General features: G+C 73.2%; 23 protein-coding genes. 16 read left to right on the top strand and 7 right to left on the bottom strand.

Annotation, left to right across the window (positions count from 1 at the left end; all coding sequences use genetic code 11):
- The first annotated feature begins 2 nt into the window (after positions 1 to 2).
- The 7 genes from ACZ7L0_RS36835 (at position 3) to ACZ7L0_RS36805 (ending at position 7,666) form a co-directional block, all read left to right on the top strand.
- Positions 3 to 728, top strand: a complete 726-nt coding sequence (locus ACZ7L0_RS36835; protein ID WP_471246926.1) for an FG-GAP repeat domain-containing protein — start codon at positions 3 to 5, stop codon at positions 726 to 728.
- Between the two features lie 106 nt (positions 729 to 834).
- Entirely contained in the window at positions 835 to 1,155 is a 321-nt protein-coding gene (locus ACZ7L0_RS36830) for a hypothetical protein (protein ID WP_471246925.1), read from the top strand.
- Between the two features lie 143 nt (positions 1,156 to 1,298).
- Entirely contained in the window at positions 1,299 to 2,189 is an 891-nt protein-coding gene (locus tag ACZ7L0_RS36825) for a PP2C family protein-serine/threonine phosphatase (protein ID WP_471246924.1), read from the top strand.
- 107 nt (positions 2,190 to 2,296) lie between these two features.
- The gene (locus ACZ7L0_RS36820; protein ID WP_471246923.1) at positions 2,297 to 3,310 is read left to right on the top strand and encodes an MASE1 domain-containing protein; all 1,014 of its coding nucleotides are present in this window, start codon (positions 2,297 to 2,299) and stop codon (positions 3,308 to 3,310) included.
- A 119-nt stretch (positions 3,311 to 3,429) separates the two neighbouring features.
- Positions 3,430 to 4,134 carry a ferritin-like domain-containing protein gene (locus tag ACZ7L0_RS36815; protein ID WP_471246922.1) on the top strand — a complete coding sequence of 235 codons (705 nt, stop codon included), beginning with the start codon at positions 3,430 to 3,432 and terminating at the stop codon, positions 4,132 to 4,134.
- A gap of 102 nt (positions 4,135 to 4,236) precedes the next feature.
- Entirely contained in the window at positions 4,237 to 5,805 is a 1,569-nt protein-coding gene (locus ACZ7L0_RS36810) for a hypothetical protein (RefSeq protein ID WP_471246921.1), read from the top strand.
- Positions 5,806 to 5,866: 61 nt separating this feature from the next.
- Positions 5,867 to 7,666 carry an SMI1/KNR4 family protein gene (locus ACZ7L0_RS36805; protein ID WP_471246920.1) on the top strand — a complete coding sequence of 600 codons (1,800 nt, stop codon included), beginning with the start codon at positions 5,867 to 5,869 and terminating at the stop codon, positions 7,664 to 7,666.
- A 25-nt stretch (positions 7,667 to 7,691) separates the two neighbouring features.
- On the opposite strand, the gene ACZ7L0_RS36800 is transcribed toward ACZ7L0_RS36805, so the two are convergent.
- Entirely contained in the window at positions 7,692 to 8,351 is a 660-nt protein-coding gene (locus ACZ7L0_RS36800) for a DUF8017 domain-containing protein (RefSeq protein ID WP_471246919.1), read from the bottom strand.
- Between the two features lie 197 nt (positions 8,352 to 8,548).
- Here ACZ7L0_RS36800 and ACZ7L0_RS36795 point away from each other — a divergent pair, with 197 nt between their 5' ends.
- The 3 genes from ACZ7L0_RS36795 to ACZ7L0_RS36785 all read left to right on the top strand — a co-directional run bounded on the left by ACZ7L0_RS36795 (position 8,549) and on the right by ACZ7L0_RS36785 (position 10,948).
- Complete coding sequence (locus tag ACZ7L0_RS36795; RefSeq protein ID WP_471246918.1) at positions 8,549 to 9,052, top strand: O-methyltransferase; 504 nt, start codon at positions 8,549 to 8,551, stop codon at positions 9,050 to 9,052.
- A gap of 89 nt (positions 9,053 to 9,141) precedes the next feature.
- Positions 9,142 to 9,720: a TetR/AcrR family transcriptional regulator gene (locus tag ACZ7L0_RS36790; protein WP_471246917.1), complete on the top strand. Its 579-nt coding sequence runs from the start codon at positions 9,142 to 9,144 to the stop codon at positions 9,718 to 9,720.
- 16 nt (positions 9,721 to 9,736) lie between these two features.
- Positions 9,737 to 10,948 (top strand): GDSL-type esterase/lipase family protein, encoded by a 1,212-nt coding sequence (locus tag ACZ7L0_RS36785; RefSeq protein WP_471246916.1) that lies wholly within the window; start codon positions 9,737 to 9,739, stop codon positions 10,946 to 10,948.
- A 170-nt stretch (positions 10,949 to 11,118) separates the two neighbouring features.
- Here the strand turns inward: ACZ7L0_RS36785 and ACZ7L0_RS36780 are convergent, their stop codons facing one another.
- The gene (locus ACZ7L0_RS36780; RefSeq protein WP_471246915.1) at positions 11,119 to 11,604 is read right to left on the bottom strand and encodes a MarR family transcriptional regulator; all 486 of its coding nucleotides are present in this window, start codon (positions 11,602 to 11,604) and stop codon (positions 11,119 to 11,121) included.
- Between the two features lie 145 nt (positions 11,605 to 11,749).
- Between ACZ7L0_RS36780 and ACZ7L0_RS36775 the strand changes: the two genes are divergently transcribed.
- From ACZ7L0_RS36775 to ACZ7L0_RS36750, 6 genes are all read left to right on the top strand, one after another.
- Complete coding sequence (locus tag ACZ7L0_RS36775; protein ID WP_471246914.1) at positions 11,750 to 12,910, top strand: PP2C family protein-serine/threonine phosphatase; 1,161 nt, start codon at positions 11,750 to 11,752, stop codon at positions 12,908 to 12,910.
- Between the two features lie 147 nt (positions 12,911 to 13,057).
- Positions 13,058 to 13,957 (top strand): STAS domain-containing protein, encoded by a 900-nt coding sequence (locus tag ACZ7L0_RS36770; RefSeq protein WP_471246913.1) that lies wholly within the window; start codon positions 13,058 to 13,060, stop codon positions 13,955 to 13,957.
- Positions 13,954 to 14,373 carry an STAS domain-containing protein gene (locus ACZ7L0_RS36765; RefSeq protein ID WP_471246912.1) on the top strand — a complete coding sequence of 140 codons (420 nt, stop codon included), beginning with the start codon at positions 13,954 to 13,956 and terminating at the stop codon, positions 14,371 to 14,373. The genes ACZ7L0_RS36770 and ACZ7L0_RS36765 overlap by 4 nt, the downstream gene beginning before the upstream one ends.
- On the top strand, positions 14,370 to 14,819 hold the full coding sequence (locus ACZ7L0_RS36760) for an ATP-binding protein (RefSeq protein ID WP_471246911.1): 450 nt from the start codon (positions 14,370 to 14,372) through the stop codon (positions 14,817 to 14,819). Before ACZ7L0_RS36765 ends, ACZ7L0_RS36760 begins: the two co-directional genes overlap by 4 nt.
- Complete coding sequence (locus ACZ7L0_RS36755) at positions 14,816 to 15,889, top strand: ATP-binding SpoIIE family protein phosphatase (RefSeq protein ID WP_471246910.1); 1,074 nt, start codon at positions 14,816 to 14,818, stop codon at positions 15,887 to 15,889. Before ACZ7L0_RS36760 ends, ACZ7L0_RS36755 begins: the two co-directional genes overlap by 4 nt.
- On the top strand, positions 15,873 to 17,630 hold the full coding sequence (locus ACZ7L0_RS36750; protein ID WP_471246909.1) for a PP2C family protein-serine/threonine phosphatase: 1,758 nt from the start codon (positions 15,873 to 15,875) through the stop codon (positions 17,628 to 17,630). The genes ACZ7L0_RS36755 and ACZ7L0_RS36750 overlap by 17 nt, the downstream gene beginning before the upstream one ends.
- Before the next feature lie 7 nt (positions 17,631 to 17,637).
- Here ACZ7L0_RS36750 and ACZ7L0_RS36745 read toward each other — a convergent pair whose 3' ends face one another.
- The 5 genes from ACZ7L0_RS36745 to ACZ7L0_RS36725 all read right to left on the bottom strand — a co-directional run bounded on the left by ACZ7L0_RS36745 (position 17,638) and on the right by ACZ7L0_RS36725 (position 21,010).
- Positions 17,638 to 18,144, bottom strand: a complete 507-nt coding sequence (locus tag ACZ7L0_RS36745; protein ID WP_471246967.1) for a MarR family winged helix-turn-helix transcriptional regulator — start codon at positions 18,142 to 18,144, stop codon at positions 17,638 to 17,640.
- 126 nt (positions 18,145 to 18,270) lie between these two features.
- On the bottom strand, positions 18,271 to 18,546 hold the full coding sequence (locus ACZ7L0_RS36740; protein ID WP_471246908.1) for a DUF4190 domain-containing protein: 276 nt from the start codon (positions 18,544 to 18,546) through the stop codon (positions 18,271 to 18,273).
- A gap of 3 nt (positions 18,547 to 18,549) precedes the next feature.
- Positions 18,550 to 18,711, bottom strand: coding sequence for a hypothetical protein (locus tag ACZ7L0_RS36735; RefSeq protein ID WP_471246907.1), 162 nt, complete (start codon positions 18,709 to 18,711; stop codon positions 18,550 to 18,552).
- A gap of 71 nt (positions 18,712 to 18,782) precedes the next feature.
- Complete coding sequence (locus ACZ7L0_RS36730) at positions 18,783 to 20,369, bottom strand: glycerol-3-phosphate dehydrogenase/oxidase (protein WP_471246906.1); 1,587 nt, start codon at positions 20,367 to 20,369, stop codon at positions 18,783 to 18,785.
- Complete coding sequence (locus tag ACZ7L0_RS36725; RefSeq protein ID WP_471246905.1) at positions 20,366 to 21,010, bottom strand: TetR/AcrR family transcriptional regulator; 645 nt, start codon at positions 21,008 to 21,010, stop codon at positions 20,366 to 20,368. The genes ACZ7L0_RS36730 and ACZ7L0_RS36725 overlap by 4 nt, the downstream gene beginning before the upstream one ends.
- Positions 21,011 to 21,041: the final 31 nt, after the last annotated feature.

The following is a 21,041-nucleotide window of genomic DNA, read 5'->3' as shown; positions in this document are numbered from 1 at the left end:
CGATGTCCTTGCCCGTGCCCGCCGGCCGCCCGGCCCGAGTCGCTGTCGCGGTGGCGGCGGTCGTGCTGTTCCTCGCCGGCTGGTACAACACCTTCAAGGGAACGGCGCCGCCGCGCCCGGGGGCGCCGTCCGCGATCGAGGCGTGCGTGACCACGTCCGCAGACCTGATCGCCGACCTGGACGCCGACGGCCGCGCCGACCGGGTCTCCGACCCCTCCGGCACCGGCTCCGGGCTGACCCTGACGTTCGCCGCCGGGTCCGGCGACGGGAAACGTGTCGGCGTCCGTGAACTGGCCGGCGGTCTCGGCGGGGAGGACGTCCTGGGCGCCGTGGCGGACTTCGACCGCGACGGATGGAGCGACCTCCTCATCGTGGCCACCGGCGAGTGGCAGGGCGACGACCCCATCGAGCCGCGCCTGGCCGAACTGAGGCGCGGCCCCTTCTCGAAGGCCGGCCGCGGTCACGACCCCCGGCACGTCGACCTCGGCGAGACGCGCGGCGTCGCCGTCGGCGACTACGACCACGACCGCTACCCCGACCTGGCCGCCTTCACCTACGCGGGTGACGGCGTGTACCAGACCCGGGCCCACCTCGGGAACAGGTCCACGGGCCTCGCGGACGACACCGGCAGGTACACCGTCGACGCGGAGCGGACCGACGACGACACGCCCACCAACATGCCGGGCTCCGGGCTGAGTTCGTTCTATCCGCGGTGTCCCGGCACATGACGGGCGGCCGGGACCGCGTCCGCCCGTCCCGGAAATCTTTCCGCGGTCACGGCAGACCTGGGCGCGTGATCGGGGTAGGCGGTGTGCATCAGAGGAAAGGATCGTCATGACCACGTACCTGATCACCGTTCCCGGCACCTTCACCGACGGGATCGAGGAAGACGAGCGAGCACGGCTGAGCCGGGCGCTGCGGCCGGCCGATCCCCACACCACGCGCACGGGCACCACGGAGGATCTCGACGCCCTCACCGTCAATGACGACAACACCTTCACCATCCGTCTCACCGTGGAGGCGGACACCGGCCCCCACGCCGAGGCGGACGCCCGGGACCTCGCGGGTGCCGCGCTGCGCGACGCCGGTATCGACGCCGGCAGCGCGCCCCTGGGGCCCGCGGTGATCACCGGCATCGATTCCGACGTCGGCTGACCCGAGCCGCCAGGCCCGTATCACTCCGGCGCCTTGCGTGGGCGGACGGCCGCTGCCGCCCACGCACTGGAGTCGCTATGATCCTCTAAAGGTAAAATCTAGGGGTTTGCCGGAATGTGGCCGCTGCCCCGCCGGAGTGATCGATGCCCCGCAAGCGCACCACGGACGACGGCGATGAGCTGCTGACCAGACTCGGTTCGCTCACCGCCCAGGCGCGTCAGCGCGCGGAGCTGCAGCGTTCCCAGGTCGAACTGGCCATCGCGCTGCAGCGCGGCATGCTTCCCAGGGACCTGCCCGCGGCCCCCGGCGTCCACCTGGCCGTGCGGTACGCGCCCGCCTGCTACGGCCTCAACGTGGGCGGCGACTGGTACGACGCCTTCACGATGCCCGACGGCCGCATAGGCCTGTCCATCGGTGACGTCCAGGGCCACAACATCGAGGCGGCGGCCTTCATGGGCCAGGTGCGGGTCGGACTGCGCGCGCTCGCCTCCGTGACGAGCGAACCGGGCGAGCTCCTCGCCCGCACGAACGACCTGCTGCTCTCCCTCGGCAGCGACCTCTTCGCCACCTGCACCTTCGTACGGCTCGACCCGGCCACCGGGGTGCTGGAGAGCGCACGGGCCGGCCACATCCCCTTCGTCTGGGCCACGGCGGACGGGAAGTCCGGCATAGCCGAGGACGAGTGCGGGCCGCCGCTCGGCGTCGCGGAGGGGATGGAGTACCCGGTGGCCCGGTTCCGGCTCACCACGGGCGGGGTCTTCGTCCTGCTGACGGACGGCGTGGTGGAGGGGCCCACCCTGAGCGTCGAGGAAGGACTCGGCCAGGTGGCACGGCTCGCCGGTATCGCCGCCGTCGCCCGCCTGGAGGCGAACGCGCTGGCCGCCGCCGTGATCAAGGGCGCCGAACAGGTGGGACACGAGGACGACGCGGCCGTCCTGGTCGTGGGCCACGACGGGATCGACGCGCACGCCGGGCCGGCCGTGTCGTCTGCCGTGTCGTCGAGCCGGAGGAGCGCACCCGGCTTCGGGCCGTAGAGCGGCCTTGTGGATCATGCCTTCGGCCGCCGGAGCCGGCCCGCCCCTCGCGCCCGGCCGCGGACGCCACGTCCCCCGCCTCGCCGACCGGACGGCCTCGGTGTCTGATGGCTTCTGTGGTGGGTATCCAGGATCTGCGCCGACCGGCCGTCTTCGCCCTCCGGACGCTGGCTGTCGCCGCCTGCTACTACGCGGCAGGGCGGATCGGACTCCTGCGCCGGCTGGTGGTCGAGGACGCCGTGGTCACACCCATCTGGCCGCCGACCGGCCTCGCGGTGGCCTGCCTGCTGATCTTCGGGATCCGCGTCTGGCCCGGTATCGCGCTCGGCGCCCTCCTCGTGATCATGTCCATCGCCTCGCCGCGGCCCGACGCCATCGGCATCGTCCTCGGCAACACCGCCGCACCCGTCTGCGCCTGCCTCATGCTGCGCCGGGTCGGCTTCCGGACCGAGCTCGGCCGCTTCCGGGACGGCCTCGCGCTGGTGTTCCTCGGGGCGCTGACCGCCATGCTGATCAGCGCGACCGTCGGAGTCGGCCTCCTCGTCCTGGCGGGCAAGCTCGCCACGGACGGCTTCTGGCTCGTCTGGCTGGCCTGGTGGGTGGGCGACGCGATGGGCGTCCTGATCGTCACCCCGATCCTGCTGCTGCCGCTCGCGGCCCGGCGGCGCCCGCGGATGTCGCGGTGGAAGGAGGCCACGGTGGTGGCCGTCGTCGCCTGCGCCCTCGTACCGCTGGCCACCCACAGCTCCGTCAGCCTGCTCTTCCTCGTCTACCCGCTCCTCATCTGGGCGGCCCTGCGTTTCCAGCTGGCGGGCAGCATGCTGTGCGCCCTCCTCACCTCGGTCCTGGCCACCATCGCGGCGACGGACCACACCGGTCCCTTCGAGGGGCTGACCGGCGTCGAAGTCATGATCAAGCTCCAGGCCTTCAACGGCGCGATGGCGCTCACCGCCCTGCTGCTGTCGGCCGTCATCACCGAGCAGCGCAACACCAGGATGTCCGTGGAGCGGGCCTGTCAGGAACTGGCCGAGGTGCTGGAGCATCTCACCGCGGGCGAAGCACCGCCCGGCCGCGCGCCGACGGACGGCGACGACGGGCGCCGCCGGCCCGACCCCCGCTGAAGCCTCCCGGCGGACGGAAACCGGCGGAACGATTCGGCCACCGTCCGCGTCCTTCTCGACCAGGACACCGACCAGCACACCGGGGCCGTGTCCAGGGACGGGGTACGAAGGGAGAGCGAGTGCGGACGAGTGGATTCGCCGAGTGGACACACCGGTTCGAGGAGGAGCACGAGCGCAGACAGGCACAGCCGGACCCGGACTGGGCACGGGGAGCGGCCCTGCACCGCGCGGTGTGGGCGAGCATCCAGCGCTTCCAGGTCGGCGAGGACGGCGACGGCGCCAACCTCATCGCCAAGGCCGAACAGGCCGGCGACCTGGACTACGCCCACGCGGTGAAGCTGTTCGTCGCCGAGGAACAGAACCACGCCCGGCTGCTGGCCCGCCTGCTCGCCGCCGGCGGCATGCCGACGCTGGACGGGCACTGGAGCGACAAGGCCTTCGTACGGCTGCGACGGCTGATGGGGCTGCGTACGGAACTGCTGGTGCTGATGATCGCGGAAGTGGTGGCCCTGCGGTACTACCGCGCCCTGCGCGACGGCGCCGGCGACCCGCTCACCTCGGACGTGGCGGGCCGCATCCTGGCCGACGAGGAACGCCACGTGCCGTTCCACTGCGAGCGGCTGCACGCCTCCTTCCGGGAACTGCCGCGCCCGCTGCGCCGGCCGGTGACGGCCGCGTGGCAGCTCCTGCTGTGCGCGGTCTGCCTGGTGGTTGCCGCCGACCACGCAGGTGCCCTGCGCCGGCTCGGCCTCGCACCCTCGCGGTTCGTGGCCGACGTCATGGCGTCGTCCAAGACCGTGGTCCACGCGGTTCTGACGCCCTGATCACACCGTACCGTCGTCGTGAGACTCCTCTGTCGAGTCCGCGCCCTCGGCCGTACACTGCCAACCCGCAGACATGCGGGCGCTTTTGAGGGGGGAGCCATCATGTCAGGGAATCCGTACGGTCCGTACGACCCGAACCAGCAATTCGCCGTACCACCCATGCCGTCGAGTCCGCCGCCGGCGCCGCCGGACGCCTTGCGGGCGGCAGCGGTCGCCGTGCTCAACCTCAGCGGCCTCGGCCTCGGATACGCGCTCATCCGAAGATGGGTCTCGATGGCCGCCTGCCTGGTGGCGACCGTCGTACTGCTGCTCGTCGCCCTGCCCGCGGACGCCGACGGCGTCCCGGGGTTCGCGCTCACCGTCTACGCCGTGTTCCTGCTGCTCGCGGCCGTCCACGGCGCGATCGCCGGACTGCGCACCCGGCTGACCTGGCCGGGACGACCGCCCCTGGCGCTTGTGCTGGGCGTGCTGCTCCTCGCCGTACCGGCAGGCGGGGCCGTCTGGTACGACGACGCCCACAAGGAAGCCGTGGAGCAGTCCCTGCTCGACCGGCTGGAACGGGCCGACCGCCTGGTGACCGCGGCCGGCCGGCACTCCTTCGACACCGGCAGGTCCGACTACCGCACGGCCCTGGACGTCTACAGGGACCTCGCGGTCAACCACTCCGGCTCCCGCGCCGCCGGGGAGGTCCCCGACCGGATGCGGACCTACTACGCCACGGTCGGCGCGGCCTACGGCCACAAGGAATACTGCGACGCGATCGAGCCGCTGAAGTACCTGCGTACGGTGCCCCGCGCCATGCCGAGGAAACAGCTCGGCTCGCTGGCGCGCTGGCCCGACGACCGGCTGGCCACCTCCCTGTACGAGTGCGGGTCCGGCAGTCTGACGGACGGTGAGGCGGACTGGGTCACGCACTTCGGCGAGTTGCTGAACACCTTCCCCCAGTCGGATCCGGCGACCGAGGTGGTACCCGCCGTCGACTCCGCGGTGGGCGAGGCGGAGAAGGCCGTCCGCGGTGACGAACCCTGCGCCGCGGTCGAGCGGTTGCACAGCCTGGACACCCGGATCAGCACCCTGTCGGAGCAGGCCCAGGGCGCGGCCGACGGTCTCGGAAAGGCCGCCGCCCGGGCCGGCAAGAGCGGCGACGCGGGGCAGTACGCCTGCGGAGTCGACGAGTACAAGGACGGCGACTTCGACGCGGCCCAGAAGACCATGGACGAGTTCGTCGCCGACAACAAGCACAGCAAGAACCGGGACCGCGCCAAGAAGGTGTCCATCGCCGCCGAGGTCGCCCAGACGCTTCCGGCCGCCGGGAAGAAGCTGCCCACCACCGCCTCCGGCGGCAGCATCTCCGTCACCGTCAAGAACGACAGCCCGCACGACATCACCGTCCTCTACACCGGCCCGGTCACCGGCAGCTTCACCCTCAAGGGCTGCGGCAGCTGCAAGGCGTACTCCCTCTCCAGCACGCTGCTGAGCGGATTCAAGCCCTGCAGCAGCGGCAAGAACTACCCGCAGCGGACGATCAGCCTGCCCGTCGGCACCACGTACTTCGTGCACAAACCGCACGACAGCACCGCGACACCCGCCTCGGACACCGCCAAGATCCGCTCCGGGTACATCTACACCGAGTGCGCCTACACGACCCAGTCGCTGGGGTCGAGTTACTGAGTACATACCCCCCGGACTCGTCGTCCGGGGGGTGTCAGTGGCGGACCGTAGGGTCGGGCCCATGAGCACTCCCGCCGTCGAGGACTCCTGGGCCCGCATCGACACCTGGCTGGCCCGGCACGCTCCCCTCAGCCACGCCCGGTTACGCCCGCCCGCCGCCGCGTCGGACATCGAGGCCGCCGAACGCGCGCTCGGTGTCGCCTTCCACCCCGACCTGAGAGCCTCACTGCGCTGCCACGACGGCGTGGAACTCGAGGACGGGGCCCCCGTGCTGGCCTACTACGGGCCCCCGTCGAGCATCGCGGCCATCGTCGAGAGCACCGTGTTCCTGCGCGGTATCGGCGCCGACCTCGATCCGGACGACGCCCTCGACGAGGACGACGAGGACTACGACGAACTGGCCGCCTACTGGCACCACGACTGGCTGCTGATCACCCTCGGCATCGGTTGGCAGTCCTCCGACGGCCTCTTCCTGTCCTGCCATGCCGGTCCGAACTGGGGCCGCCCCGGCCGCTACTTCGACGAGGACGCCCCGTCCTTCACCGAGTGGCCGTCGCTGCGTCACGTCCTGGCCGACTACGCGGACGCGCTGGAGAACGGCACCACGTTCAACGGCCGTACGCCGCTGGCCGTGGACGGCGTCCTGCTGTGGGACGAAGAGACGACGGCCGTCCCCGACCCGGTCTCCCCCCTCGCCCTGGCGGCAGGCGAACCGGAACCGGAACCGTCCGCCCCGGCCGAACCGGACCCCGACCCCGTCCGGGGGCCGGGCGGGCAGCGGCTCCTCTTCGTCAGGTTCCGCCACAGCAGTCCTCCGGCGCCCGCGCCGATCCAGCCCGACGTGGTGTTCGTGGCAGGCATCACCCCCGAGGAACTCCTGCGCCGCATGGGCGCGATACCCGAGACGCTCCGGCCCCGCAGCCGGCGGCGGGCACGCGAGTCGGCCGTCGCGCCATGGGCGGCCTACCGTCCGATGGTCCGTGCCGGCACGGTCGGCGGCTGGGCGTACGCGACGCAGGAGGGCGCGTACGGGATGCAGGACGGGGTCGCCGCCCAGCTCGTACGGCCCGATGTGGTGCGCAGAGTCTCCGCGGGCACCCGGGCCATCGTCCTGACCAAGCAGGGACCGCGGGTCCGGGTCACCGTCGCCGAGAACGGAGTGCCGGATCCGGAGCGGGCCCACCAGGCCGACTCCCCACGCGAGGGCCACGCGGCGGTGCCCGGTCCCGCACAGGCCGTCCTGCGTCTCGGCCCGGATCCGTGGCCCGGCTCCTCGGCCGCGTACACCCGCTTCCTGGCGGACCTGGAGCGGGACTTCGGGATCCGGTACCGGCCGGAGGACGACGCGGACGCCGAGCTGACCAGCGCCCTGCTGCTGCCCATCCTGGACGACCTCGACGAGGACGAGCACCGGTACGTCTCCGGGATACGGGACTTCGACCTGCCCGGACTGGTCGAGCGGACACCGCCGAGGCGGCTGCGCACGGCGATGGCGGCGCAGCTCGCGCGGCTGGCGGCGGAGACCCGTGTCGACGGATACCGGGAGGTGGCGGACGCCATGGCGGGGATCGGGCGAGGTGAGCCAGTGGACCTGGCGCCCGACGGCCCCCTGGACCTGCGCATCCGCACCGTCGCCGCCGAGACGTGGGCGGCCCGGCAGCTGGTCTACGGGCCGGGGCGGTGGAGAGAGGGCCCGGTGAGCCAGGAGGACCTCGGCGCCTGGACGGTAAGGGAGCAGGCCCTCCACGCGCTGCGCGAGTTCGTCCGGCTGCCGGTGCCCGTCGCGGCCGAGACCATCCTGGCCCGGCGCATGTCCGTGTCCTGGCGGACGGAGCTGGCCGCCGACCTGGAGGCCTCGTGACACCGGTTCTCCCAGTGGCCCGCGCTCAGGCGACGGCCGTGCTGTCCAGGATCGCGTCGATCTCCGCCTCGGCCGCCGTCCCCGGTGTGCCGGTGGCGATGCCGAGGACGAAGGAGGTGCGCTCGCCGTGGACCGTCACCAGGGTCATCTCCAGGTGCGCGGTGCCGTCCTCGCCGTCGCGTACGCCGAGCACGACCGTGTGAGCCGGCTGGCCGTCGACCGTCGCGGCCCGGGACTCCTCCAGGGTGACCGGCTGATCAGGGAAGAAGAACTCGGCGTTCGAGCGGGCGGCCGACTCGGTCACCTCGCGCAGGTCGGCGCGCGGCACGGCCCGGCCGGCCCGGCCGGCGACCACGGAGCCGCCGGCCTCGCCCTCGCCCGACTTCTTGGTGATCTGCGAGGAGAAGGCGCCGATCAGGTCCTTGTCCTTGGCGGCGTCGTGCTTCCAGCCCTCCGGGACGGCATAGGACAGTCCCGCCTCGGTGTCGGTGACCCGGGGCCGGCCCGCCAGCGGTCCGCCCGCGTCCCGCTCGAACCACCAGGCGCCCGCGGCCAACAGGGCCAGGGCCAGGACGCCGCCGAGCAGCAGCAGACGGCGGCGCGGGCGCGACGGGCCCGGCCGAGGGCCCGGCACGGGGCCGGAGTGGGGGAACTGGGGCTGGGCGATCGGCGAGGGCGTTGTCATGCCTTCATCCTCCGGGCTGCCCCGGGGCCTCGCCTGAGTCGTCGTACTCACCTGTGTTTCCGGGTGTACCCAGGCTCGCCCTCACCCTGATCGGGGCCGGGCACTCGCCGGTGTGCCGCGGGAGCCGGACGCCCGGCCGCCGGGCCGTACGGTACGAACTGATCGCCGCCGAATCCGACCGAACCCGAGGCGCCACGATGGACCACCGCCTGGCCGGACTTCTGGAAGGTCTCCACGCCGAGGGCCGTGCGCACGACGAGCCGCTGGCCGACCGGCTGCTGCGACTGCGCAACATGACCCCCGCGGCGGCCCGGCTGACCGCCCTGCTGATCCGCGTCCAGCGCAGCGCGCGCGTGCTGGAGATCGGCACGTCCAACGGCTACTCCGCGATCTGGTTCGCCGACGCCCTGCGCGACACCGGGGGCCGGCTGACCACCGTCGAGATCGACGGGGAGCGGGTGGCGGCGGCGCGCCGCAACCTCGCCCGCGCCGGACTCGCGGACCACGCGGACGTGGTGCACGGCGACGGCGGCGAGGCGCTGGCGAAGGCCCCGGATGCGTCGTACGACCTCGTCGTCCTCGACGCCGAACGGCCCGCCTACGTGGACTATTGGACGCACCTGCGGCGGGTACTCGCCCCGTACGGAGTCGTGGCGGTCGACAACGCGGTGAGCCACCGTGAGCAACTCACCGCCTGCTGACGGCGGTCAGGCATGCCTAAGAGGCAGGTGGAGTTGCCTAAAGGGTTTAGGAAACCGCATAATCGGCTCTTCCGAGTGAGAGGGAGAGCGTGGCGCGCGCAGGACTGACCCCGCACCGGCTGGCCCGGGCAGGCGCCGAACTGGCCGACGAGGTCGGCTTCGACGAGGTGACCGTCTCCGCACTCGCCAGGCGGTTCGACGTCAAGGTCGCGAGCCTGTACTCGCACGTGAAGAACTCCCAGGACCTCAGGACCAGGATCGCCCTGCTCGCCCTGGAGGAGCTCGCCGACCGGGGCTCCGCCGCACTGGCCGGGCGGGCCGGCAAGGACGCGCTGGCCGCTCTGGCGAACGTCTACCGCGACTACGCCCGGGAGCACCCCGGCCGCTACGCGGCGGCCCAGTTGCGGCTCGACCCGGCCACCGCGGCGGCCAGCGCGGGCGGCCGGCACGCCCAGATGACGCGGGCGATCCTGCGCGGCTACGAACTGACGGAGCCGGACCGGACGCACGCCGTCCGGCTGCTGGGCAGCGTCTTCCACGGCTATGTCAGCCTGGAGCTGAGCGGGGGGTTCAGCCACAGTGCCCCCGACTCCCAGGAGACCTGGACACGGATCATCGACGCCCTCGACGCCCTGCTGCGCAACTGGCCCGCCGACCGGACCCCCTGAACGACAGGTTGAGGCAATGCACACCCAGGACGACTGGATCACCACACCCGTCACCGCGGAGCTCCTGCGCGGCGCCCTCGAAGTGGAGCGCACCGAGCACGGCGTGCTGCCGCACCGGCTGCCCGCCCGGGCCCGCGCCCAGTGCACCGACCCGCAACTGGCCATGGCCGAGTCCCAGCCCTCCGGCGTACGGCTCGCGTTCCGCACCCGGGCCACCGCCGTGGAACTGGACACGCTGCCCACCAAGCGGGTCTACGTGGGTGCCCCGCCCCGCCCGGACGGCATGTACGAGCTGCTCGTCGACGGCCGCCCGGCCGGCCGCGGCAGCGTGGCGGGCGGCATCACCCTGACCATCGACCTGGCCACCGGGACCACCGAGCGACAGTCCGGCCCCGTCGGCACTCTCCGCTTCACCGGCCTGCCCGACCGCGTCAAGGACGTCGAGATCTGGCTCCCGCACAACGAGACGACCGAGATCGTCGCCCTGCGCACCGACGCCCCCGTCGAGCCCGCACCGGTCCCGGACCGCAGGGTGTGGCTGCACCACGGCAGTTCGATCAGCCACGGTTCCGACGCGGCCGGTCCCACCGCCATCTGGCCGGCCCTCGCCGCCTCCCTCGGCGGCGTGGAACTCATCAACCTCGGCTTCGGCGGCGGCGCCCTGCTCGACCCGTTCACCGCCCGCACCCTGCGCGACACCCCCGCCGACCTGATCAGCGTCAAGATCGGCATCAATCTGGTCAACACCGACCTGATGCGTCTGCGCGCCTTCACCCCGGCCGTCCACGGCTTCCTCGACACCGTCCGCGAAGGCCACCCGGACACGCCCCTGCTGGTCGTCTCGCCGATCCTGTGCCCCATGCACGAGGACACGCCCGGCCCCAGCGCCCCGGACCTCACCGGCCTCCGCGCCGGCCGGCTGCGGTTCGTGGCCATGGGTGATCCGGCGGAACGCGCGAGCGGGAAGCTGACCCTGGGCGTCATCCGGGACGAGCTCGCCCGGATCGTGGCGGAGCGGGCGGCGGACGACCCGAACCTGCACTACCTCGACGGCCGCGAACTCTACGGAGAGGCGGACTCCGGGGAACTGCCGCTGCCCGACGGACTGCACCCGGACGCCGCCACCCACCGCCGCATCGGCGAACGCTTCGCGAAGCTGGCCCTCACCGAGGGCGGCGCCCTCTCGGACCGTCCCCGCCGAGACCTTGGCCACACCGGGGAGAAGTAGCCGGAACCGCGGGTACCTGGGGGAACACACAGGCCCACCCAGCAGAACAGTTGCCGTTTGACAACAATAGTCGCGGGGCAACAAAGTAACCGTGTCGGACGGGCACGGGGAAGGATCTGGAATGTTCCGGTCGGCTCGCGCCGCTCCGCGTCCGCGCCGCGGCCCGCGATTCAGGCGGTCTGGCTGCCAGGGCCCTCGGCATCGTCGTGTATCTGCGTGGCCGCCGCGTCGCAGAACGCCTCCAGCCCCTCCAGCAGCGCGGTCCGCTTGCCGGTGGGCATCAGGTCCAGCACCGCCTGCAACGTGCTCTCCCGGCGCGTCCGCAGATCGGCGAGGAACGCGTGGCCCCGGCTGCTGAGGTGCAGTCGCACCTCGCGCCGGTCGGCCGGGCTCACCACGCGCCGGACGAACCCGGCGGCCTGCAGCCGGTCGCACAGGCGGCTGGTCGAGGGCGGGGTGGAGGCGAGGGAGTCGGCGAGCGTGCGCAGGTTGATGCCCTCGTGGTGTTCGAGGATGAGCAGGACGCGCAGTTGCGACGCGGACGCCGGCGCGGTCGAGGCCCGGCCCCACAGGACTTCCAGCAGCTCCGCGGCCGTCGCGGTCACCCGTGCGACCTCGGCGGGCTCCGGGCGGGGGCGGAAGGTAGTCACGGTCACACTCTCGCAGGCACTGGGACGCCCGTCAGCGTACTAGGCGGCGGCCGGCCGAAGAGGCCCGGACCGCGGCCCGGTTGAACTGAACCGCCTCGTACGGGGAACGAGGTCTGTAGGTGTCCGGTGAAGGATTGGTGTATTTACCGTCGTGAACAGATTCGTCACCGCCGAGCGCGCACTGCGCAAGGCGGCGCCCCATGCCCTGCTCGACGCAGCCCGCCGCGTACTGACGGATCAGTACGCGGCGGAGTCCGTCGAGCTCTTCATGGCCGACTACGGCCTGACCGTGCTGCAGCCGGTGTCCGTGCTGCCGCACACGCTCGAACCGGTACCGGTGCACACCAGCCCGGCCGGCCGGGCCTTCGGCGCCCAGGAGCCGTTCGTGGAAGCCCTCCGCGACGGCCGGGCATGCGTCCACCTGCCGGTGACCGTGCGCGGCGACCGGCTCGGCGTGCTGTCGGTGACCCTGCTGGGCGGGGTCCCGGTGCGCGGCCGCCTGGGCGAGCTGGCGGACATCGCGGAGGTGCTCGGGCACGAGCTGGTGGTGGCCGAACGGGACACCGACCTCTACGTCCAGGCGCGGCGCAAGGACCGGCTCACCCTCGCCGCCGAGATGCAGTGGCAGCTGCTGCCCGGCCGCTCCTGCGCGCGCCCCGAGTACGAGCTGGGCGCGCAACTGGAACCGGCGTACGCCATCTTCGGCGACAACTTCGACTGGTCGGCGACGGCGGACCACCTCATGCTCTACGTCACCAACGGCATGGGCGAGGGCATAGAGGCCTCCCTGCTGACGAACCTGGCCATCAACGCCCTGCGCAACGCGCGGCGGGCCGGCATCCCGATGGCCGACCAGGCCGCGCTCGCCGACCAGGCCGTCTACGCCCACTACCGGGGTCGCTGCTACCTCTCGGTACTCATGTTCGAGTTCGAACTGGCCACCGGACGCGCCCGGGTGGTGGACGCCGGCTCCCCGCAGCTGCTGCGGCTGCGCGACGGCGACGTGGAACACGTCACCTTCGACGCGCAGTTGCCGCTGGGCATGTTCGAGGAGACCGACTACGTGGCACAGGAGTTCAAGGTCGAACCGGGCGACCGGCTCGTCTTCGTCAGCGACGGCGTCTACGCGGTCGCCTCCCCCGGCGGAGAGGCCTACGGGGAATCCGCCCTGGCCCGGGCCATCACGGCCACCCGGCTGCTGCCGGCGGCCGAGGTCCCCAGGGCCATCCTGCGTGAGCTGTCGGGTCACCGGGGTCAAGGCTTGCCCGGGGATGACGCTTTGGTGGTGTGTCTGGACTGGCACGGGCGCTGACGGGCACAGCAAGAAGAGAGGGCTGCCGGGCCGTCGCGATCACGTGTTGTTCGCGCCGCGCGCGCAGCGCTAATGTTTGTCATACGGCAATGATCGGCCGGAGCGGGCCGACGACCCCCAGGCGCGAAGCCCGGGCAGAGGGAGACGATGCAAGTGTCGGACCAGCAGGCGGCGGACGAACCGGTGGCGCGTCAGGTGGGTGACTTCCTGGAGCGGCGCCGGGAGCAGATCGCCCAGCGCTGGGCGGACGCCACCCTGTTCCGTACGGTCTTCACCGTGTCCCGGGACGAGGCCGTGGAGGCGTGCAAGACCGTGGTGGACGCCCTGGTCGAAGTGGCCCGCTCCGGAGAGCTGGAGGACATCGACGCGCCCGGCTTCGACGCGGTGCGCGACCAACTCGGCCGGATGGCCGCGTCCTTGTCCCGCACGGGATTCAGCCCGGCCCAGACCGCCCGCGAGGTGGCCGGTCTGCGCCCGCCGGCCGTCGAACTGCTGCGGGACGAGTTCGCCGACCCGTCCGGCCCGCGGGCGGTCGAGAGCCTGCTGGCCCTCACCGTACTGCTGGACACCCTGCGCCTGCTCGTGATGGAGACCGCCCTCAGCGAGGGCGAGGAGCTGATCTCGCGGCAGCGGCAGCAACTGCTGGAAGTGGCCACCCCGGTGATCAAACTCTGGGAGGGCACCGTCGCGGTGCCGCTGATCGGCACCCTGGACAGCGCCCGCAGCCAGATCGTCATGGAGAGCCTGCTGGAGGCGATCGTCGAGCAGCGCGCCCGGTTCGCCATCCTCGACATCACCGGCGTGGCCACGGTCGACTCGCTGGTCGCCCAGCATCTGATGAAGACGGTGGCCGCCGCACGGCTGATGGGCGCCGAGTGCATCGTCTCCGGCATCCGGCCCGCGATCGCGCAGACCATCGTGCACCTCGGCATCGACCTGGGTTCGGTGCTCACCCGCGCCTCCCTGGCCGACGCCCTCGCCCACGCGCTCAGCCAGCAGGGCATCCAGGTCTCGCCGAGCACGGACGCCGGAGTGAGCCCGCGGTGACCGGTACGTTCCCCGGGCCCACGGTCCCGGTCCTGGCACTGGGAGACGTCCTGCTGGTCACCCTCCAGGGCGAGTTGCACGACGAGATGGCCGAGCAGCTCCAGCAGGACATCACGGAACGCATCGCCCACAGCCGGGTCACCGGCGTGGTCATCGACGTCTCCGGCGTGGACATCGTCGACTCCTTCCTCGGCCGGATCTTCGCCGAGATCGCCTCCAGCGCCCGGCTGCTGGCGGCCCGCACGGTACTGGCCGGGATGCGCCCCGCCGTGGCGATCACGCTGGTCGAGCTGGGGCTCACCCTGCCCGGCCTCGCCACCGCCCTCGACGTCGAACGCGCGATGGAACTGCTCTCCCAGCCCGTACCGGCGGCCTCCGCCGACCGGCACGTCGACCGAAGGAAGGGAGGCACGTGAGGCCGGCCTCCCGCCCCGCTGCGGCGACGACGCTGCCCATCGGCTCGGACGCGGACCTCGCCTGGGTACGGCAGCAGGTGCGCCAGACCGCGGCCGATCTGGGCTTCGGTCTGGTGCAGCAGACGAAACTGGTCACCGCGGCCAGTGAACTGGCCCGCAACACCCTCGTGCACGGCGGCGGGGGCCACGCGGAGATCATCCCCCTGGACAACGGACGCACCCGCGGACTGCGGCTGTCCTTCACCGACACCGGCCCCGGCATCCGGGACGTCGAGCTGGCGATGACCGAGGGCTACACCACCGGCGGCGGCCTGGGCCTCGGCCTGAGCGGGGCCCGGCGGCTGGTGCACGAGCTCACCATCGACACCGAGCCCGGCCGGGGCACCACCGTCACCGTCATCGCCTGGGCCGCCGGGGTGCCCGCCTCCCGCTCGGAGCCGCGATGAGCCGGGTGTGGGACATCCCGGTGCACGACTCCACCCGGGTGCGGGACGTCCGGGTGGCGGCCGAGGAAGCCAGCGCCCGGGCCTGCCTCGGCCCGCACCGCACCGCGGTCACGGCGCTGGCCGCCACGGAGTTGGCGACCAACCTGCTCAAGCACGCGGGCGGCGGCCGGGTCGTGATCAACCTCGTCCGGACCCCGCCCGCGGACGAGAGGGCCCACGGACCGTCGGTGCAGCTCTTCGCCCTCGACCACGGTCCGGGCATCACCGACGTCACCGCGGCCATGCGCGACGGCTACACCACCGCCACCACCTCCCTCGGCGCGGGCCTCGGCACCTGCCGGCGCATCTCCAGCGCCTTCGACCTGCACAGCGCGCGCGGCCGGGGAACCGTGGCCATGGCACGCATAGACCAGGAAGCCGCCACCCGGCGGGCGGCTCCCGCCCCCGCCACCCGGGCGGGCGGGATCAACATCCCCCTCGCCCAGGCCGAGCACTCCGGCGACGCCTGGAGCTGGGCGCGCTCCGGCCCCCGTACGACCCTGATGCTGGCCGACGGCCTCGGCCACGGCGTCAAGGCGGCCGAGGCGTCGGCCGCCGCGGTCGAGGAGCTGCACCGCGCGGCGCATCTGCCGCCCGCCGACCTCCTGCGCCGCCTGCACACGGCGCTGCGCCGCACCCGGGGAGCGGCGATCGCCGTGGCACAACTGGACGAGGACGCCGAGGAACTCCACTTCGCCGGCGTCGGCAACATCGGTGCCCGGCTGCACACCGCCGAGGCGTGGGAGGCGCTGGTCTCCCATCCCGGCATCGTCGGCGCCCACTTCCCGGCCGGCGTGCCCGTGCGGCGGGTGCCGTGGACTCGCGACAGCGTGCTCGTCCTGCACAGCGACGGACTGCCCAGCCGCTGGTCACCACCCGACGACACCGGACTGCTCCGGCAGGACCCGGCGGTGGTCGCCGCGGTCATCCTGCGGGACGCCAGCAGCCCCGCCCGACCCGTACGCGACGACACCAGCGTGGCCGTACTCGCCCCCGACCGCCGGACCAGCACCCATGACCACAGCCCCTGATGTCTGGCACATCGCCTCGGCCGCCGACGCGGCGCGTGCCCGTACCGCCGCCGCACGTCTCGCGGCGGCCGCCGGCGCGCCTCCACTCGAACGCGCCCGCTTCCTGACGGCCCTCACCGCCCGGCTGCGGCAGTGCCTCGATCAGGGCGGCGCGGAACTCGTCGTCTCCACCGAGCAGCCCAACGCCGACCGGGACCGGCGGGTACGGGTCGACGTACGGCCGGCCGCCGATCCGGCGCGGGAGACACCGCCGTGGCGGTTCACGCTGGACTGCCCCCGCTCCGTACGGCGGACCGGGACCGACCGCCCGGCGGAGTGCGACGGCCTCGACCTGGCCGAGGGGCTCCTGGCCGCGGACGAGGACACCGCGGCCGTCCTCGGCAGACTCGACGAGCTGGAGGAACTGGTCCGCTTCCACCGCGAGGAACTCCACCAGACGAACCAGGGAGTCCTGGCCCTCCACGCCGAACTCGACGCCGCCTCCCGCGCCCAGCGCGAACTCCTCGACGCCGAACGTGCCGCGCGGACCGCGGCGGAGAACGCGCGGCGCCTGCTGACCTTCCTGGCCACCGCCAGCGCCGTGGTGACCGCCTCGCTCGACCACGAGGACATCCTGCGCCGGCTGCCCCAGCTCCTCGTCCCCGACTACGCCGACCACGTCGAGATCTGGCTCTTCGACGACGAACAGACGGCCCACCACGGCGGTCGCCCGGCCGCCGCGGTCGCCGCCGCCCGCACCGGCCGCCCCCAGTACGCCGCCGGCCACCCCGGCGGCCTGCCCGGCGTCGAGGACCACCCGCCCTCCGTCCTGTCCCCGGACCGGCCGCTGCTGTGCGTCCCGCTCACCGCACGCGGCGTCCTGGGCGTGCTGACGCTGACCGCGCCCGGCCCCCGGTTCGACCCGGACACCTGCGTCATGCTCCTCGAACTGGCCAGACGCCTGGCCATCGCCCTGGACAACGCCCGCCGCTACGAACAGCACCGGGACACCGCCGAGGCCCTGCAACGCGCCCAGCTGACCGAACTCCCCAGCACCGAGGGCCTGTTCCTGGCCGCCCGCTACCTTCCCGCCACCCACGGCCTCAACATCGGCGGCGACTGGTACGACGCCTTCGCCCAGCCCGACGGCAGCGTGCTCGCCGTCATAGGGGATGTCACCGGGCACGGGCTGCGGGCGGCCGTGATCATGGGCCAGCTGCGCACCGCCCTGCGCGCCTACGCCGTGGAGGGCGACAGCCCGGCCCGGATCCTGACCCGGCTGCACCACATGCTCCGCCACCAGCAGCCCGAGCTGTACGCGACCGCCGTCATCGCCCGCTTCCGGCCCGGCGACCCCGACGTCCTGTGGGCGGCGGCCGGGCACCCACCCGCCGTGCTGCGCTCTCCCGACGGCGAGGTGCACGTCCTCGACACCAAACCGGGGATCATGCTGGGGGTGCCCGTCTCCTACGAGTACGAGGACCACGTCGTCCGCGTCCGGCCCGGTTCGACGCTGGCCCTGTACACCGACGGCCTGGTCGAGCGGCGGTCGCAGGGAATCGATCCCGGCATCGACCGTCTCGCCCAGGCGCTGGCCGCGCTCAGCCCGGCGGAGCTCGAGGACCTCGACGCCTGCGCCGACTCCCTGCTCAAGCCGATGCTGCACGACTCCGAACGCGACGACGACATCTGCCTCCTGCTGTGCCGCACCGTGCCCGAGCCCGTCGGGCCGAACGGGGCTCGGGAGGGCGACGGCGCCTGACCGGACGTCAGGACGTGCCGGGGCCGTCCCGGCCGGGCGGCCCGGTGTGCCGTGTCGCGAGGAAGGCCGCCATGCCGCGGCTCAGCGCCGAGCGTTCGGCGGGCCGCATCGCCGCCAGCGCCGCCGCCAAGGCCTGCCTGCGGCGCGCCGCGACATCGCGGAGCACATGCCGTCCGTGGGTGGTGAGCCTGAGCTGCACCTCGCGCCGCTTGTGCGGATGGAGGGCTCGCTCGAGCAGCCCGGCCGCCTCCAGCCGGTCGCACAGCCGGCTGGCGGTGGGGAGACCTATGTCCAGCCGTTCCGCCAGAGCGGTCAAGTTCACCCCCGGCGCCGCCTCCACGGTCCGCAGCGCCCGCAACTGGTGGAGGGACAGCCGCAGAGCCGCCTCCTGAGCGGCCAGTGACCACAGGGTCGTCAGGTTCTCCACGGCGTCGGCGATCTCCCTCGCGACGGCTTCCGGGCCATCGCCCGGTCCCTGCGCTCGCTCCTTGCCGGGCCCGCCGGGATGGGTCACGACCACATCACTTTCCATCAGCTCCGCGTCGGACGGGTGTCATCGTCACTCCATCGCCCTACCCGACGAGCCGCAGAGCAAGCGGAGTCCGGGCCGCCCCGTCGACGGCAGTCGGTGCGCCCGTTCCTATCCGCCCCAGAAGGACCATGATGCCGTACCGTGCACGGCCGTCAGCACGGCGAGCACCACGAGGTCGGCGATGCCCAGACCGAGACCGAGCAGCGCACGGAACCGGCGCGGGGTGTCGCGGCGCAGCGCGATGACGGCCAGGGCGATCGCGATCGGGCCGAGGACGATGTTGAGTACCAGCAGGCCGACGAGTCCGAGGACGAAGGAGGCCACCGCCATGCCCTCGGTGTCCCGTCGGCCCGTCCGGCGTGAGGGAGGTGCGGTCAGTCGCATCGGCTAGGCCCTCCTCGTCCGGCGGCGGCGCCGTTCGCGGGCCGCGAAGACCAGGAGCCACAAGGCGATCGCCGAGCCCAGGACGAGCGTGACGGGCCAGGGGAGATACGCGGCGGCCCCCACCACGACGCCCAGCAGGAGCAGGGCGGCAACCAGGAAGAGCACGGGCTACCTCCCTTCGGCCCGGCGAGCGGAAAGGTACGGATGTTTCCTCAACGCGTTCATGACATCGCGGGTTACCCGCGATCGGCCTCGTCACGCAGCCGCTCCCCGGCGTCGTCCAGAATTCCGCGGGCGGCGTCCAGCGCCGTGGCGCGGTCCTCGGGGACCAGGCCGATGCGGGTGCGCCGGTCGAGGAGGTCCGCCGGGTCGAGCGCGCCCTCGTGGCGTACGGCCCACAGCAGTTCGGCGCCGGTGACGGGATGGCCGGGCACGACGGGTTCGCCCAGTCGGCGGTCCCGGGCGGCCAGGGCGTGGACAGCCGTGGCCTCGGTGCCGTAGCGCTGGACGAGTCGCCGGGGCGCGGGCAGGGCGCGGAGCCGGGACGGCGCGTCGGCGCCGACGAGGGGCAGCGAGGCGGTGGGGGAGGGGCCGGCCGGCAGGCGGCGGGCGGAGACGGCGGCGTCGACGGCGTCCTCGGCCATGCGCCGGTAGGTGGTGAGCTTGCCCCCGACCACGGTGACGACGCCGTCCGGGGACGTCAGTACCGCGTGCCGCCGGGAGATGTCGGCGGTCCGGGCCTCCTGGCCCGATCGCCCCGGTGTGGTGTCCAGCAGAGGGCGCAGCCCCGCGAAGGCGCCCACCACGTCCTCGCGGTGGACCGGGACGTCCAGGACGGATCCGAGTACGTCGAGCAGGAAGCCGATGTCCGTCTCCGGCACTTCGGGGACGTCGGGCACGGGACCTTCGACGGGTTCGTCGGTGAGGCCGACGTACACCCGGCCGTCGCCCTGCGGCAGCACCAGCACGAAACGGTTGGTCTCGCCGGGGACCGGGATGTGCAGTCCCGCCGGCAGCAGGCCGAGCCGTTCGGCGCGCAGGACCAGGTGGGTGCCCCGGGAGGGCCGGATGCGGATGCCGTCGACCAGGTCGCCCGCCCACACGCCGGAGGCGTTGATCACGGCGCGGGCCCGTATCTCCCCCTCCTCGCCGGTGAGTTCGTCGCGGACGCGGGCGCCCGAACCGGACAGCTCCAGCGCCCTGACCCGGGTCAGGACGCGTGCGCCGTGGGCGGCGGCGGTGCGGGCGAGGGCGGTCACCAGGCGGGCGTCGTCGGTCAGCCGGCCGTCCCAGGACAGCAGACCGCCGCGCAGCCCGTCGGCGCGCAGCGCCGGCGCCAGGTGCCGGGTCTCCACCGCGGACAGCCGGCGGGGCGCGGGCAGGGTGGCGCGGGCCGTGCGGGCCGCCAGGCGCAGGGCGTCACCGGCCCGGAACCCGGCCTGGGCCAGGGCGGCCTGGCCGCGCGAGACCAGGGGGGTGAGCGGGAGCACGAAGGGCTGGGCGCGGACCAGGTGGGGGGCCGTGCGCTGCATCAGCACCCCCCGCTCCACGGCGCTTTCGTGGGCCACGTCGAACTGTGCGGAGGCCAGGTAGCGCAGGCCGCCGTGGATGAGCTTCGAGCTCCAGCGCGAGGTGCCGAAGGCCAGGTCGTGGGCGTCGACGGCGACGACCGACAGTCCGCGGGCGGCGGCGTCGAGGGCGGCTCCGGCGCCGGTGGCACCGAGGCCCACGACCAGGACGTCCACCACCTCACCGCCGACGGCCTCGGCGAGTTCGCGGGAGCGGCGGGCGGCGGACAGGGACGAGCCGCTGGTGGAGCTCATGGTGTGAGGGTCCTCTCCAGGATGGTCCGCAGCTCCGCGAGGAAGGCGGCGGTGGTCAGCTCGGGGTCGTCCTCGTCGGTCATGGTCCGCAGCGACAGGGTGAAGGACTGGACGATCAGCAGCAGGGACCGGGCCTGCCGCAGCGGGTGGCGGGCCCGCACCGACCCGTCGGCGTGGCCGTCCCGCAGCACGGCGGCCAGCAGCTCCAGCAGGGCGTCCTGGCTCGCGCCGCGGCGGTCCAGCACATAGGGCAGCAGGAGCTCCGGGTCGACGTCGACGATCTTGCGGAAGAGGGGGTGGGCGCGGAAGGCCGCCACGCCGTCCACCAGCCCCTCGACGACCAGTTCGCGCGCGGACCGGTCCGGCCGGCGTTCGGGCATGGCGCGTGTGGCCACGCCGACCCACTCACGTGTCATCAGGTCCCCCACGAGGGAGCGCACATCCGGCCAGCGCCGGTAGAGCGTCATGCGCGAGACCCCCGCGCGGCGGGCCACGTCGGTCAGGGTGGTCCGGCGGACGCCGACGGCCAGCACGCAGTCGCGCACCGCGTCGAGCACCGGATCGCTGTCCCGCTGGTTGTCGGTCCGCTGGTCCTCGTGCCGGTGGTCGTCGTCCCGATGGTTGTGACGAATAGGCGTCATGTGTCACAGTGTAACGCCCCCTGAAGCGACC

The organism is Streptomyces sp. NPDC039424, assembly GCF_055639495.1.
Note: the sequence above shows the minus strand (reverse complement) of the source record. Positions and strands in the feature narration are given on the sequence as shown.

Coding starts and splice junctions, on each gene's coding strand:
- ACZ7L0_RS36835 (WP_471246926.1), top strand. CDS start 3: ATGTCCTTGCCCGTGCCCGCCGGCCGCCCGGCCCGAGTCGCTGTCGCG.
- ACZ7L0_RS36830 (WP_471246925.1), top strand. CDS start 835: ATGACCACGTACCTGATCACCGTTCCCGGCACCTTCACCGACGGGATC.
- ACZ7L0_RS36825 (WP_471246924.1), top strand. CDS start 1,299: ATGCCCCGCAAGCGCACCACGGACGACGGCGATGAGCTGCTGACCAGA.
- ACZ7L0_RS36820 (WP_471246923.1), top strand. CDS start 2,297: ATGGCTTCTGTGGTGGGTATCCAGGATCTGCGCCGACCGGCCGTCTTC.
- ACZ7L0_RS36810 (WP_471246921.1), top strand. CDS start 4,237: ATGTCAGGGAATCCGTACGGTCCGTACGACCCGAACCAGCAATTCGCC.
- ACZ7L0_RS36805 (WP_471246920.1), top strand. CDS start 5,867: ATGAGCACTCCCGCCGTCGAGGACTCCTGGGCCCGCATCGACACCTGG.
- ACZ7L0_RS36800 (WP_471246919.1), bottom strand. CDS start 8,351: ATGACAACGCCCTCGCCGATCGCCCAGCCCCAGTTCCCCCACTCCGGC.
- ACZ7L0_RS36795 (WP_471246918.1), top strand. CDS start 8,549: ATGGACCACCGCCTGGCCGGACTTCTGGAAGGTCTCCACGCCGAGGGC.
- ACZ7L0_RS36785 (WP_471246916.1), top strand. CDS start 9,737: ATGCACACCCAGGACGACTGGATCACCACACCCGTCACCGCGGAGCTC.
- ACZ7L0_RS36770 (WP_471246913.1), top strand. CDS start 13,058: ATGCAAGTGTCGGACCAGCAGGCGGCGGACGAACCGGTGGCGCGTCAG.
- ACZ7L0_RS36755 (WP_471246910.1), top strand. CDS start 14,816: ATGAGCCGGGTGTGGGACATCCCGGTGCACGACTCCACCCGGGTGCGG.
- ACZ7L0_RS36750 (WP_471246909.1), top strand. CDS start 15,873: ATGACCACAGCCCCTGATGTCTGGCACATCGCCTCGGCCGCCGACGCG.
- ACZ7L0_RS36740 (WP_471246908.1), bottom strand. CDS start 18,546: ATGCGACTGACCGCACCTCCCTCACGCCGGACGGGCCGACGGGACACC.
- ACZ7L0_RS36730 (WP_471246906.1), bottom strand. CDS start 20,369: ATGAGCTCCACCAGCGGCTCGTCCCTGTCCGCCGCCCGCCGCTCCCGC.
- ACZ7L0_RS36725 (WP_471246905.1), bottom strand. CDS start 21,010: ATGACGCCTATTCGTCACAACCATCGGGACGACGACCACCGGCACGAG.